The sequence below is a fragment of the Variovorax sp. 10L426 genome, assembly GCF_056395305.1.
Window position 1 is genome coordinate 400199 of record NZ_JBFTJF010000003.1, and the last position, 12814, is coordinate 413012.

A 12814-nucleotide genomic window follows, 5' to 3' on the forward strand; every position below is an offset into this window, starting at 1 on the left:
AGAACTGGCAAGCAGGGGTACGCCATTCGCCGTCACCCTGAAGCTGGCGGCACAATCCGCCGAAATTCTTTTTTGCGATGCCTGTAACCGGCTGAACCGAAAGCGCGAATGACCAAAGAGGGCCCGTCGGCGAAGAGCGGGGCCGAACTCGAACTGCATGGACTCTTCATGCGTGGGCTCGGCGGCGACGCCGCGGCCTATCGCGCGTTCCTGCAGAAACTCAGCTTGCACCTGCGCGCGTTCCTGGGCCGGCGTCTGTTCGGCTGGCCCGATGAAGTGGAAGACCTTGTCCAGGAATGCCTTCTCGCCATGCACAACCAGCGTCACACCTACCAGAGCGACCAGCCGCTGACGGCCTGGGTGCATGCCATCGCGCGCTACAAGATGATCGATCTGCTGCGCGCCAAGGCCGGTCGCGAGGCGCTGCATGAGCCGCTGGACGACGACTTGGCCGTGTTCGCGGAGTCGGCCACCGAGGCGAGCGATGCGCGCCGCGACATCGCGGGTTTGCTCGACACGCTGCCGGACCGGCACCGGCTGCCCATCGTGCACGTCAAGCTCGAGGGCCTTTCGGTCGCGGAGACGGCAAAGCTGACCGGCATGTCCGAATCTGCCGTCAAGGTGGGCATCCATCGCGGCCTGAAGGCGCTGGCGCTCAAGATCAAGGAGACGATGTGAAAACCGACGACCTCATCGCCATGCTCGCCACCGGGACCGCGCCGGTGCCGCAGCGCGCGACGTCGCGCCGGCTCTCGGCGGCGCTGTTGATCGGGCTGCCGTTGTCCTTTGCCTGCATGCTGCTGGTGTACGGGGTGCGGCGCGACTTGGTGCAAGTGATGTCGCTGCCGATGTTCTGGGTGCGGCTGGCGTTTCCCGTCTGCATGGTGGTCGCCGGCTTTGTGATCGTGCAGCGGCTGGCGCGCCCGGGTGCGCGTGTGCACCTCGCGTGGCTGGGGCTGGTGTTGCCCGTGCTGGTCATCTGGTCGATGGCGCTGATGATGCTGGCTTCAGCACCCGCCGAGCAGCGGCCCGCGCTGGTCATGGGGCAGACCTGGCGGACTTGCACGATGAATATCGCTTTCATTTCAGTGCCGGTCTTCGCGGCAATGCTCGTGGCGTTGAAGGGCCTTGCGCCGACGAGGCCTGCGTTGGCGGGCGCTGCCGCAGGCGCCATGGCGGGCGCGGCTGGCGCGGCTGTCTATGCCTTGCATTGCCAGGAACTGGCGGCGCCGTTCCTGGCGGTCTGGTATGTGATCGGGATCGCGGTGCCGGCGACTGCCGGAGCGTTGCTGGGGCCCAAACTGCTCCGGTGGTGAACGGGTCCCTAGCGCTTGGTTTTTGAACCGAAGATTCCGCCCAGCACGCCCCGCAGAATCTCCCGGCCCATGGTCGTTCCCATCGTCCGCACAGCCGACTTGGCCATGGTCTGCGCCAGTCCGTCGTGCTTGCCGCCGCGCGGCCCGGTGGTGCCGAACAGGATCTCGTTGAGGCTGCCCATCACGCCGCCCGATGCCTGCGGACCTGCCGCGCCGGGTTTGCCGGCAATGGTGGGCGCGTCGGGCGCCGACTCGGATCGTCCCTTGAGCTTTTCGTAGGCCGATTCCCGGTCCACCGCCTTTTCGTAGACGCCCGCCACCAGCGAATTGGCGATCAGCGCCTTCCGCTGGTCGGTCGTGATTGGTCCGATCTGGCTGCCGGGCGGCAGCACATACACGCGCTCGGTGATGGACGGCCGGCCCTTGTCGTCGAGAAAGCTCACCAACGCTTCGCCGACGGCCAGTTCGGTGATGGCCTTCTCGATGTCCAGGCCCGGCTTCTGCCGCATGGTGGTCGCCGTGGCCTTGACCGCCTTCTGGTCGCGCGGCGTGAAGGCCCGCAACGCATGTTGCACCCTGTTGCCCAACTGGGCCAGCACGGAGTCAGGGATGTCGAGCGGGTTCTGCGTCACGAAGAACACGCCCACGCCCTTGGATCGCACCAGTCGCACCACAAGCTCGATGCGCTCGACGAGCGCCTTGGGCGCTTCGTTGAAGAGCAGGTGGGCCTCGTCGAAGAAGAACACCAGCTTGGGCTGGTCGGGGTCGCCGATTTCAGGAAGATGCTCGAACAGTTCCGACAGCAGCCACAGCAGGAAGGTCGCGTAGAGGCGCGGCGAATTCATCAGCTTGTCGGCCGCTAGGACGTTGACCACGCCCTTGCCGCCTTCGGTCTGCATGAAGTCGGCGATGTTGAGCATCGGCTCGCCGAAGAACTTGTCCCCGCCCTGGCTTTCGATCTGCAGCAGGCCGCGCTGGATCGCGCCGACGCTGGCCGCGCTGATGTTGCCGTACTGCGTGGTGAACTGGCTGGCGTTCTCGCCGACGTACTGCAGCATCGCGCGCAGGTCCTTGAGGTCGAGCAGCAGGAGTCCGTTGTCGTCCGCGATCTTGAACACCAGGTTCAGCACGCCGGCCTGGGTGTCGTTGAGGTCGAGCATGCGGCCCAGCAGCAGCGGTCCCATGTCGGACACCGTGGCGCGCACGGGATGGCCCTGTTCGCCGAAGACATCCCAGAGGGTCACGGGGCAGGCGAGGGGAGCCGGTGCGTCGATGCCGCGCTCTTTCAGGGAAGCGGCCATCCTGTCGCCGATGGCGCCTTTCTGGCTGACGCCGGTGAGGTCGCCCTTGACGTCGGCCATAAAGACCGGCACCCCGATGCCGGAGAGCTTCTCGGCGATGGTCTGCAAGGTGACGGTCTTGCCGGTGCCGGTCGCACCTGTGATCAAGCCGTGGCGGTTGGTGAGGCCCGGCAGCAGGCTGCATTCGATGGTGTCGTGGCGGGCGATCAGGAGAGGGTCGGCCATGGGTGAATTCCGGTCGTTGGCAGGCGGCCAGTCTAGCGAAGCCGGACTCCTATAATCTCCGGCCCGCGTGATAGTTCCTACAAGTACCCGGAGTTTTGACTTGCCTTCGACTGCCCAATCCCCCATTCCCGCCGCTGGCGACGCTTCCGAACAGTCACCTCTCGAGAATGAATTGGCCGTCCTCCTGGTCGAATCGCTCAATCTGGAAGTCGCGCCTTCCGACATCGTGCCGACGGCGCCGCTCTATGGGGAGGGTTTGGGGCTCGATTCGATCGACATTCTTGAAGTAGCGCTCGAGGTGTCCCGCAAGTATGGTTTCCAGCTGCGTTCGGACGACGAGCGCAATCAGCAGATCTTCGAATCGCTGCGCAGCCTGGCCACGCACGTCGCGCAGAATCGCGGCGCTTCCTGATCCATGTCCCGATGGCGCATGGCGCTCCTGCTGCTCGCGGGGGTGACCTATGCCTGCGTTTCCCACTGGATGATGCTCTACCACGCGGCGGAGCCGTGGGCGATCGCGGTGCTGCTGGGGCCGCTATGGCTGACGGCGCTGGGTCTCGCCGGCAGCCGCTTCGGCAAGGCTGGGCTCGCAGTGGCAAGCCTGATCGGCGTGGCGCTGTTCGCACTCGTCATGCTCGGTGAGGCGGGCGACACGAACCGGCTCTATGTCCTCCAGCACGTGGGCATCAACGCCTTGCTGTGCGGATGGTTCGGCGGTTCGCTTCGCGGCGGCCGGCTTTCGCTCATCGGCCAATTCGCCGAACGTGTGCATCCTCTTTCGCCGGCCATGGTCAAGTACACCGCCCAGGTCACGCTGGTCTGGACGCTTTATTTCGCGGCGATGGTCGTGGCCTCGATCGTGGTGTATGCGAGTTTCTCGTTCGCCGCATGGTCCGTGTTGGCCAATCTCATGACGCCGTTGCTGGTCGGGGCGCTATTCCTCGGCGAGTATCTGTTGCGCTATCGGCTGCATCCTGAATTCGAACGCACCCGTCTGGTCGACGCGGTACGTGCCTTCTACAGCGCCCCGGTCAAGAGCACCGCCCGGCGATAAACCGGACCCGACGGTGAGTTTTTCTTCCTTCCTGCCGCTGATTGCAGATCGCGATCTCGACCAGCCCATCGCCTGGCGCGCCGGCGTACCCGTGAGCGCGCGCGAGTTTCTCGCCGACGTCGCGCGCTTCGCCCCCGAACTGCGTGACGGCGGTCCGGTCGTCAATCTTTGCGTCGATCGCTACGCCTTTGCGGTGAGCCTTGCCGCCGCTCTGGTCCGTGGCGAGACCAGCTTCCTGCCGCCCGATGCGCGCGCCGATACCCTGGCGCGGCTGCACGAGGTGGGAGACCCCGCGTTCGCTGTCGTCGACAGCATGGCGGTCGAGACGCCCGGGTTGCCGCGCGTCCTGTTCGAGCACCGTCCCGTCGCAGCAGATTTGTCCGATGCGGCCGTGCCCGCTTTCGATCGGCGCATGCACGCCGTGAGCCTGCTGACCTCCGGTTCGACAGGCGCTCCCAAGCCTCACGCCAAGAGCTGGGGCGCGCTGGTGGCCTGCGTGGAGGCGGCGGTGAAGCGCCTGTCCGGCCTGCTGGGCCGCCCATCGTTGTCCGGGCTGACACTGGTTGCGACGGTGCCGGTGCAACACAGCTACGGACTGGAATCATCCGTCCTGCTGGCCCTGCTGGGCGGAGCTTCCTTCGACAGCGGGCGGCCGTTCTTTCCGGCCGATGTGGCGGAGGCGCTGGCGTCGGTTCCGCAGCCGCGCGCGTTGGTGACCACGCCGTTTCATTTGAAGACGCTGCTGCTCTCCGGCATCGAACTGCCGCAGGTCGACCTGATCCTGTCGGCGACCGCACCGCTTTCGCCGCAGCTTGCCGCACAGGCGGAGCAGGCGATGGGCGGCGCGCTGATCGAGATATACGGCAGCACCGAATCCGGCCAGGTCGCGACGCGACGACCGACGCAAGGGGAAGTCTGGGAGACCTTCGGCGACGTTCGCGTGCACGTCGAACACGACGAAGACGACGGCGAGCGCTTCATCTTCTCGGGCGACTACATTGCCGAGCCGACGCCGATGGCCGACATCCTGGAACTGGTCGACGCGCGCAGCTTCCGCCTGCTGGGCCGTGCCAACGACCTGATCCACGTCGCGGGACGGCGCAGTTCGCTGGGCTATCTCAATCACCACCTCAACAGCATCCCCGGCATCGAGGACGGCGCCTTCTGGCTGCCTGACGATGTGGCCGACGGCGTGGTGCGGCCTGTTGCCTTCGTCGTGGCGCCGACGCTCGATGCGCACGCCATCATCGCGGCGCTGCGGGAGCGTGTCGAAGCGGTGTTCGTGCCGCGACGCGTGGTGCACGTGGCCGCGTTTCCGCGCGAGGGAACCGGCAAGCTCACTGCGCGATCGCTGCGCGAGTTCGCGCTGGCGCATCTGGCCTCCGACAACACGCCGGTCCAGTTGACGCGTGAAGTGCCCGAGGATCATCCGGCGTTCGCCGGCCACTTTCCCGGCCAGCCGCTCCTGCCCGGGGCGCTCCTCGTGTCGGAGGTCCTGGAGGCCATTCATGGCGTACCTGCGCTGGCGGCACGTCTTGGCCGGCAGCCGACGCTCGCAGCGGCCAAGTTCCTCGCGCCGGTGCGTCCGGGCAGCACGCTCCTGATCGATCTCACCCCCGAAACCGGCGCCGCGCGCGGGCTGCGTTTCGAAGTGCGCTGCGGAAACGTCGTCGCCGCAAGCGGGCGCTGGACTCCCGGCGTCGGCGCCACGTCATGAGCGGTTCGCCGCCAGAGAGCGGCGACGCGAAATCGCGCCAGGCCGAGTGGTTGCGCGCGCCGGAGCGCAGCAACATGCTCGCGCTGCGTGTCATCTGCTGGATCGCCATCAAGTGCGGTCGCAGGGTGACGCGGCTCATCCTGCACCCGATCGCACTCTATTTCCTGCTCTTCTCGCCGACGCCGCGCCGCCACATCAAGCGCTATCTGTTTCGCGCCATAGGACCGCATGCGGGGTGGCGCGATGGCTACCGACTTCTGCATGCATTCGCTTCGACGGTGCTCGATCGCCTCTACTTCCTGCGCGGGCGGATGGATCTCTTCGACATCCGGGTGCTGGGTCAGGAGCCGGTCGACGCCGAGGTGTATGCGGGCCGAGGCGCCTTCATGCTCGGTGCGCACGTCGGCAGCTTCGAGGCGCTGGGCGCGACCAGGCAGCACAGCGGCGCGCCAGCCGGCCTTCGGCTCGCGATGCTCATGTACCAGGAGAACGCGCAGCAGATCAACGCCGTGCTCGAGGCGATCAGCCTGCCCGAACTGCGACCGCACATCATCGGCCTCGGCCGGCCGCATGCCATGCTCGAATTGCGGGACTGGCTCGATTCGGGTGGTCTGGCGGGCCTGCTGGCGGACCGCACGCTGGCCGGTCCGGAAGAAGCGGGGCAGCAGCGCGGCAGCAGCATCGAGATTCCCTTCCTGGGGCATCCGGCGCTTTTCAACGACGGGCCATTCCGTCTCGCGGCCCTGCTGCGACGCAAGGTGTTTTTCATGGCGGGCCTGTATGTGGGTGGCGCCCGCTACGATGTGCTGTTCGAGCCGCTGGCCGATTTCAGCGAACGCGTGAGCGACCCGGCAGAGCGGGAACGGCGCATTCGGGCCGCCCTCGAAAGCTATGTCGCGCGACTCGAAGCGCTGTGCCACGCGTATCCGCACAACTGGTTCAATTTTCATGATTTCTGGCTCGAAGATTCGGTTTGACCGCTGGTGCAGGACGGTGCTTGCGGCGCTCGCGCTGTCGACTTCGCCGGCCTGGGCCTTCGATCTGCCCGAACTGATGGGCCTTCTGGCGCGGCAAAAGAGCGGCGACGCGACCTTCACCGAGCAGCGTTTCGTGCGCGGCCTCGACGGCCCGCTGAATGCGAGCGGCGAGCTGAGCTTCACCGCGCCGGACCGGCTGGTGCGCCGCACCCTCACACCGCGACCCGAATCGATGTCGGTGGAAGGCAACACGCTGACCTTGTCGCGCGGCGGTCGCACCCGGACGGTGACGCTCGACAGCATGCCGGAGCTTCTCGGCATGGTCGAAGCCATGCGGGGCACTCTGACCGGGAATTCGCAGAATCTGGAGCGTTATTTCCGCAGCACGCTGACCGGCTCAACCAACAACTGGGCGCTGGAACTGAAGCCGATCGACGAGCGCCTGGCCGCCCAGGTGCGCTCCATGCGCCTGACCGGCCGCGACGGCGAAGTGCTCGGCATCGAAATGGAGTTCATCGGCGGCGATCGCTCGGTGATGAACATCACGCCCGAACGCGGCGCAGGCGGTCCTGCCCGAACGCCGGCGCGGTCGGCCCCGTGACGCGAACCATCGCAGCCTCCGGCCAGCGCCGTGGCGCGCTGGTGTTGTCGATCTGGCTGGCGCTGATGCTGGCCGGTGCCGTGTTGATCGCGCGTACGCATTTCAGCGCGGACCTCTCGGCCTTTCTTCCGGCGAACCCCGATGCCCGGCAGCGGGTACTGATCGAGCAATTGCAGAGCGGTATCGCGTCACGCACGATCTTCATCGGCATCGAAGGCGGGAAGGACGCCGCGCAACGCGCCGTCGTTTCGCGCGCCGTGGCTTCGGCGATGCGCGACAGCCATCTCTTCGACCAGGTGCAGAACGGCGACACCAGCGAGTGGAAGGAGTCGGGCACTTGGATCTTTGATCATCGCTACCTGATCGCGACCGACGTGACACCGCAGCGATTCACAGCCGATGGCCTGCGCGACGCGATCCTCGACGCGCTGTCGATGCTCGGCACACCTGCAGGCAACGCTCTCAAGCCGCTGCTGGAGCGCGACCCGACCGGCGAGACGCAGCGCATCGCCGAAAGCCTGATCCCGGCGAGTTCGCCGCGCAGCGAGGAGGGCGTATGGGTGTCGCGCACCGCACCGCGTGCGCTGATTCTGGCGACGACGCACGCGGCGGGCAGTGACCTCGATGCCGTCGCGAAAGCGATCGAGCAGGTGCAAGGCGCCTTCGATGCCGCCACGCAGGGGCTTGCGGGCGCCGGCCCGCAACTGCAGATGACCGGGGCGCCGGTCTTTTCGGTGCAAAGCCGCGACCAGATCAAGTCCGAAGCGATTCATCTCGCCTTGATCGGCGGCATCGTGATGGGTGCCTTGCTGCTGCTGGCCTTTGCCTCGCCGCGCGCGCTGGTCGTGGCGTTGCTGCCGGTCGCGACCGGCGTGGTCGCGGGCACTGCAACGGTGAGCCTGGTGTTCGGCGAAGTGCATGGTTTGACCATGGGCTTCGGCAGCACGCTGATCGGCGAGACCGTCGACTACGCGATCTACTACCTCATCCAGGCGCGCGGCGCCGCTGTGCCGGGCATGGGCTGGCAACGTTGGCGCGACATTCACTGGCCTACGGTACGGTTGGGGCTCCTGACGTCGGTCTGCGGCTTTGCAGCGCTGGTCTTCTCCGGGTTCCCGGGGTTGGCGCAACTGGGCGTCTTCTCGCTGGCCGGGCTGATCGCGGCAGCACTCGTCGCGCGCCATGTGCTGCCGGTGCTCGCGCCGGACGGCGCGACTGGCATGGGTATGCGGGGGCAGATGGCCAGGATCGCTGGCATCCTCGTGCGCGGCCTGCCGCGTCTGCGCTATGTGTTCGTCGGGCTTGGCGTGGCCGCGCTGGCGCTGGTCGTGTGGCAGGGCGGGCATCTGTGGCGGGCCGATCTCGGCGCGATGAGCCCCGTGCCCAAGGCCGCCCAGGAACTCGATGCCGAGCTGCGCGGCGACATCGGTGCCAGCGACGGCGGCACGCTGATCGTGGTTCACGGCGCGGACATCCAGGCCACGCTGCGCAGTGCCGAGGCGGCCGGGGCGCGCCTGGAAGCACTGGTGGACAAGGGCGACCTCGCCGGCTTCGAATCCGTCACCCGGTTGTTGCCGAGCGAGGCCGCGCAGAAAGCGCGCATCGCAAGTCTTCCGGATGCAGAGACCTTGCGCGCGCGCCTGGTCGAGGCCACGCGCGGTCTGCCGTTGTCGGCGTCGCGGCTCGAACCTTTCATCGCGGATGTTCAGGTGGCCAGGAAGCAGCCCGTCATTCAGCGGGCCGACTTGAAGGGCGGCCCGCTCGATGCCGTCGTCGGCGCGCTGATGTTCGAGCGGCAGGCCGGCGGATGGTCGACCTTGATCGCCCTGCATCCGGGTGCGAGCTTCGACACCGGCCGCCTCGCATCCGCGCTTGACGGGCTGCCCGACGTGCAGGTGGTCAATGTGGGACAGGAGCTTTCGAGCCTTTACAAGCGCTACCTGCACGAAGCCTTCATGCAGGTCATGCTGGGTGCGCTGGCGGTGGTCGTCCTGCTGGCCGCCTATCTGCGCTCGGGACGACGCCTGCTCGCGGTGTGCCAACCGCTGGTGGTCGCGGTGGTGCTCACGCTGGGCGGCATGGCGGCACTGCAGGTGCCGCTGGGCATCCTGCATCTGGTCGGGCTCTTGCTGATCGTGGCCGTGGGCTCGAACTACGCGCTCTTCTTCGACCAGTTGCGCGAGACCGGCCGGGCCGACGAAGACACCTTGGCCTCGCTGATGCTGGCCAATCTCACGACGGTCATTTCGTTCGGATTGATCGCGATCTCGAACATCCCGGCGCTGTCGTCGATCGGCCGCGTGGTTGCGCCTGGCGCGTTCCTGGCGTTGCTGTTGTCGGCGGCGTTCATGCGCCCGAAGGTGGCGGGCCCTGCGGCACAGCGCTGATGGGAAAATCCGCACAGCCCCGCGTTACGCTCGTGAGATTCATGCCGCAAGTTCTTCCTGCATCAGTCCCCGGATCCTGGCCTTGGCCGCCGATCATTCGCGCCAGCATCGGCTGGCATCTTCTTGCCATCGGTGCAGCCTTGTTTGTTCCCGGCGCGGCGCCCTGGGCGATCGGTGCGATCGTGCTGAACCATGTCGTGATCACCGCGGCCGGGCTGACGCCGCGCAGCAGCCTTCTGGGGCCGAATGTCACGCGGCTGCCGCAGGCGGCCGTCGATCGGCGGGAAGTTGCCATCACCATCGACGACGGTCCCGATCCGGAAGTGACGCCGCAGGTGCTCGACTTGCTTGATGCGCATGGGCAGCGCGCGACCTTCTTCTGCATTGCCGAACGCGTGCTCGAACATCCGGCATTGGCGCGCGAGATCGTTGCGCGCGGCCACAGCATCCAGAACCACACGGCGCGGCATCGCCACAATTTTTCGCTGCTCGGGCCTCGCGGCTTTGCTGCGGAGATATCGCAGGCGCAGCAGGTCCTGGAAGAGGTCATTGGGCAGCGCCCGACGTGTTTCCGGGCGCCTGCGGGTTTGCGCAATCCATTCCTGGCGCCGGTGCTGCATCGCATGGGGCTGTCGTTGGTCAGCTGGACGCGGCGTGGCTTCGACACACGCGAAGGCAATGCGGCGACGGTGCTCGGCAGGTTGACGAACGATTTGAAGGCGGGCGACATCCTGCTGTTGCACGATGGCCATGCCGCTCGTACCGCGGCGGGGCGCGCTGTCGTGCTGGAGGTCCTGCCGCCGCTGCTGGCGCGTATCCGCACTGAGGGATTGCGCGCGGTGACTTTGCCGGAAGGCTTGTCCGCATGAGCGCGGGGACCCCGACGGACGCCGCATGGCGTCGATTGCACGAGCGCGCGACCGAGCCGTACAGGAAGGCTGGCAAATTTGCATGGCATTTCGCACGCGGCAAGCTGGGTCGCGATCCGGTTTTTCGTGGGCTCGTCGAGTGCGGCCTGATCGGTGAAGCGCGCGGTCGCGTGGTCGACATCGGGTGCGGGCAGGGACTGTTTGCGAGTCTGCTGTCGGCCATGAGCACAATGCAGGCGCAGCCGGGCGAATGGCCTGCGTCATGGCCTGCCACGGCGAAAGATGCCCGCTACACCGGTATCGAGCTGATGCCGAAGGATGTCGCGCGCGCCGAAGCTTCGGTGGGGAATCTGCAGCCTGCGCCGCGGTTTGTCTGCGCCGACATGTGCAAGGCCGAGTTGCCGCCGAGCGATCTGGTGGTCATCCTCGACGTGCTGCACTACGTTGATCTCGAAGCCCAGGAAGGCGTCCTGCGCCGAGTGCGCGATGCGTTGCAGCCGGGCGGCCGACTGCTGTTGCGCGTCGGCGACGCGGCCAGCCGTCGCGGCTTCGCGATCAGCCAGTGGGTCGATCGAACGGTGACGCGTGTTCGGGGGCATCGCGCGTCGCCTACGTGGGGCCGCACGCTCAAGGATTGGATGGCGCTGCTGGAGCGCCTGGGTTTTTCCGTGCAGAGCATCCCGATGAGCAAGGGCACGCCCTTTGCCAATGTTCTGCTGGTGGCCGATCTCAAGGAAGTCGAATGACCGCACCTCAAACATTGGACCAGGCAGGCATCGCCCGGCGAATTCCGCACAGCGGCACGATGTGTCTGCTGGAGCGGCTGGAGTCATGGGATGCAAACGCCATCCATTGCACGACGACCACGCATGCGCGTGAGGACAATCCGCTTCGTACTGCGAGCGGCCTGCTGTCGCCGAATCTCATCGAATACGCCGCCCAGGCGATGGCTTTGCACGGTGGTTTGCTCGCGGTGGAGGGCAGCGAGCCTTCGGCCGGGTTTCTGGCGAGTGCGCGCAATGTCCGCCTGGCTGTCGAGCGTATTGACGACATCGCCGGCGCGTTGCATGTGCATGCTCAGCGGATCTCTGGCGATGCGAGCCAGATTCTGTACGAATTCGCGGTGAAGGACGCCGACGGCCGATCGCTCGCAGAGGGGCGGGCGGTCGTCGTCCTCAACACACCGCTCGCCAAGGAAGCCACATCATGAGTCTCACAGGAAAACGCGCGCTGATCACTGGCGCCAGCGGCGCGCTCGGTGCAGCCATTGCCCAACGTCTTGCCCGCGACGGAGCCACCGTTCTGCTGCATGCGAACTCGCGGCCGGAATCGGTCGAGCAGTTGGCCGCCACCATCGCCGCAGAGGGTGGCAACGCCGAGTGCGTGGTGTTCGACCTCCGCAGCGATGAGGCGTCACGCGCCGCCTGCGAGCGCATGCTCGAAAGCGGACCGGTGCAGATCGTCGTGAACAACGCCGGTGTGCACGACGACGCCGTTCTGCCGGGCATGCAGGCCGAGCAGTGGCACAAGGTGATCGATGTGTCGCTCAACGGATTCTTCCGTGTGACGCAGCCCTTGTTGTTGCCGATGCTGCGCACGCGATGGGGGCGCATCCTCAACATCTCGTCGGTGGCGTCTTTGACCGGCAATCGTGGGCAGGTCAACTATGCGGCTGCGAAGGGTGCACTCAACAGTGCGACCAAGGCGCTGTCACTGGAAGTCGCTGCGCGCGGGGTGACGGTGAATGCGATTGCGCCGGGGATCATTGCGTCGCCGATGGCTGACGGGGTGTTCGACGCGGCGATGATCAATCAGATGGTGCCTGTTAAACGTGCGGGCAAGCCTGAAGAAGTGGCGGCGCTGGCGGGATTCCTGGCAAGCGATGACGCTGCTTACATCACGGGGCAGGTGATCTCTATTAACGGTGGGATGATTTAGGCGGTCCTCGGGCTTCGTTGGGGGTCCGCCCGGTATGCGGTGCGGGCTGTGCGACCCCGCTGCGCCGGTCCTTCGGACTTCCTTGCGGTGCTCGCTTCAGGCGGGGTCCGCGCGAAACTCGCTTCGCTCAAACACRCGCGGCCCTGATCCGCCTGAAGCTGCGCTCCTCAGCGGCGCAGAAGGGTCGCACAGCCCGCACCGCATACCGGGCTCSGCGGTTGAGTGACGGAATACGSGCGTCTCGAACGCCCATGGCCTGCGAGTTCATCACAGCGACGGTGGCGGACAAACTACCCCCACCCTCTCCGCGGAGGCGGGCGGTGTGCGCTGGGCCGGCCGTTGAGGCACCGCCGAGCAGCGCAGCGGTACGCGGATCAGGGCYGCGCGTGTTTGAGCGAAGCGAGTTTCGCGCGGACCCCGCGTACCGCG

Annotated in this window: 13 protein-coding genes; 12 read left to right on the forward strand and 1 reads right to left on the reverse strand. The window is 66.7% G+C overall.

Annotated features, from left to right (window positions below; all coding sequences use genetic code 11):
* Positions 1–108 precede the first annotated feature (108 nt).
* Both AC1DHL_RS06495 and AC1DHL_RS06500 read left to right on the forward strand, forming a co-directional pair.
* A complete protein-coding gene (locus AC1DHL_RS06495; RefSeq protein WP_478161390.1) occupies positions 109–678 on the forward strand; it encodes a sigma-70 family RNA polymerase sigma factor in 570 nt (189 codons plus the stop codon).
* Entirely contained in the window at positions 675–1316 is a 642-nt protein-coding gene (locus tag AC1DHL_RS06500; RefSeq protein ID WP_478161392.1) for a DUF1109 domain-containing protein, read from the forward strand. The genes AC1DHL_RS06495 and AC1DHL_RS06500 overlap by 4 nt, the downstream gene beginning before the upstream one ends.
* Positions 1317–1324: 8 nt before the next feature.
* On the opposite strand, the gene AC1DHL_RS06505 is transcribed toward AC1DHL_RS06500, so the two are convergent.
* Positions 1325–2842 carry a helicase HerA-like domain-containing protein gene (locus AC1DHL_RS06505; protein ID WP_478161394.1) on the reverse strand — a complete coding sequence of 506 codons (1518 nt, stop codon included), beginning with the start codon at positions 2840–2842 and terminating at the stop codon, positions 1325–1327.
* 100 nt (positions 2843–2942) lie between these two features.
* Here AC1DHL_RS06505 and AC1DHL_RS06510 point away from each other — a divergent pair, with 100 nt between their 5' ends.
* The 10 genes from AC1DHL_RS06510 to fabG are packed head-to-tail and all read left to right on the forward strand — an operon-like array spanning position 2943 to position 12385.
* Entirely contained in the window at positions 2943–3254 is a 312-nt protein-coding gene (locus AC1DHL_RS06510) for a phosphopantetheine-binding protein (RefSeq protein ID WP_478161396.1), read from the forward strand.
* 18 nt (positions 3255–3272) lie between these two features.
* Positions 3273–3896 carry a COG4648 family protein gene (locus AC1DHL_RS06515; RefSeq protein WP_478161398.1) on the forward strand — a complete coding sequence of 208 codons (624 nt, stop codon included), beginning with the start codon at positions 3273–3275 and terminating at the stop codon, positions 3894–3896.
* A 13-nt stretch (positions 3897–3909) separates the two neighbouring features.
* Positions 3910–5613 (forward strand): AMP-binding protein, encoded by a 1704-nt coding sequence (locus AC1DHL_RS06520; RefSeq protein WP_478161400.1) that lies wholly within the window; start codon positions 3910–3912, stop codon positions 5611–5613.
* A complete protein-coding gene (locus AC1DHL_RS06525) occupies positions 5610–6590 on the forward strand; it encodes an acyl-CoA synthetase (protein WP_478161402.1) in 981 nt (326 codons plus the stop codon). Before AC1DHL_RS06520 ends, AC1DHL_RS06525 begins: the two co-directional genes overlap by 4 nt.
* Positions 6562–7191: a LolA-related protein gene (locus AC1DHL_RS06530; RefSeq protein WP_478161404.1), complete on the forward strand. Its 630-nt coding sequence runs from the start codon at positions 6562–6564 to the stop codon at positions 7189–7191. Before AC1DHL_RS06525 ends, AC1DHL_RS06530 begins: the two co-directional genes overlap by 29 nt.
* Positions 7188–9578 (forward strand): MMPL family transporter, encoded by a 2391-nt coding sequence (locus tag AC1DHL_RS06535; protein ID WP_478161406.1) that lies wholly within the window; start codon positions 7188–7190, stop codon positions 9576–9578. The genes AC1DHL_RS06530 and AC1DHL_RS06535 overlap by 4 nt, the downstream gene beginning before the upstream one ends.
* Before the next feature lie 41 nt (positions 9579–9619).
* Positions 9620–10447, forward strand: coding sequence for a polysaccharide deacetylase family protein (locus AC1DHL_RS06540; protein WP_478161408.1), 828 nt, complete (start codon positions 9620–9622; stop codon positions 10445–10447).
* Complete coding sequence (locus tag AC1DHL_RS06545) at positions 10444–11193, forward strand: class I SAM-dependent methyltransferase (RefSeq protein ID WP_478161410.1); 750 nt, start codon at positions 10444–10446, stop codon at positions 11191–11193. The genes AC1DHL_RS06540 and AC1DHL_RS06545 overlap by 4 nt, the downstream gene beginning before the upstream one ends.
* Entirely contained in the window at positions 11190–11657 is a 468-nt protein-coding gene (locus AC1DHL_RS06550) for a hotdog family protein (protein ID WP_478161412.1), read from the forward strand. The genes AC1DHL_RS06545 and AC1DHL_RS06550 overlap by 4 nt, the downstream gene beginning before the upstream one ends.
* Positions 11654–12385, forward strand: a complete 732-nt coding sequence (fabG, locus tag AC1DHL_RS06555; RefSeq protein WP_478161414.1) for a 3-oxoacyl-ACP reductase FabG — start codon at positions 11654–11656, stop codon at positions 12383–12385. Before AC1DHL_RS06550 ends, fabG begins: the two co-directional genes overlap by 4 nt.
* The last annotated feature ends 429 nt before the right edge of the window (positions 12386–12814 follow it).

Coding starts and splice junctions, on each gene's coding strand:
- AC1DHL_RS06540 (WP_478161408.1), top strand. CDS start 9,620: ATGCCGCAAGTTCTTCCTGCATCAGTCCCCGGATCCTGGCCTTGGCCG.
- AC1DHL_RS06550 (WP_478161412.1), top strand. CDS start 11,190: ATGACCGCACCTCAAACATTGGACCAGGCAGGCATCGCCCGGCGAATT.
- AC1DHL_RS06525 (WP_478161402.1), top strand. CDS start 5,610: ATGAGCGGTTCGCCGCCAGAGAGCGGCGACGCGAAATCGCGCCAGGCC.
- AC1DHL_RS06545 (WP_478161410.1), top strand. CDS start 10,444: ATGAGCGCGGGGACCCCGACGGACGCCGCATGGCGTCGATTGCACGAG.
- fabG (WP_478161414.1), top strand. CDS start 11,654: ATGAGTCTCACAGGAAAACGCGCGCTGATCACTGGCGCCAGCGGCGCG.
- AC1DHL_RS06505 (WP_478161394.1), bottom strand. CDS start 2,842: ATGGCCGACCCTCTCCTGATCGCCCGCCACGACACCATCGAATGCAGC.
- AC1DHL_RS06495 (WP_478161390.1), top strand. CDS start 109: ATGACCAAAGAGGGCCCGTCGGCGAAGAGCGGGGCCGAACTCGAACTG.
- AC1DHL_RS06515 (WP_478161398.1), top strand. CDS start 3,273: ATGGCGCTCCTGCTGCTCGCGGGGGTGACCTATGCCTGCGTTTCCCAC.
- AC1DHL_RS06530 (WP_478161404.1), top strand. CDS start 6,562: ATGATTTCTGGCTCGAAGATTCGGTTTGACCGCTGGTGCAGGACGGTG.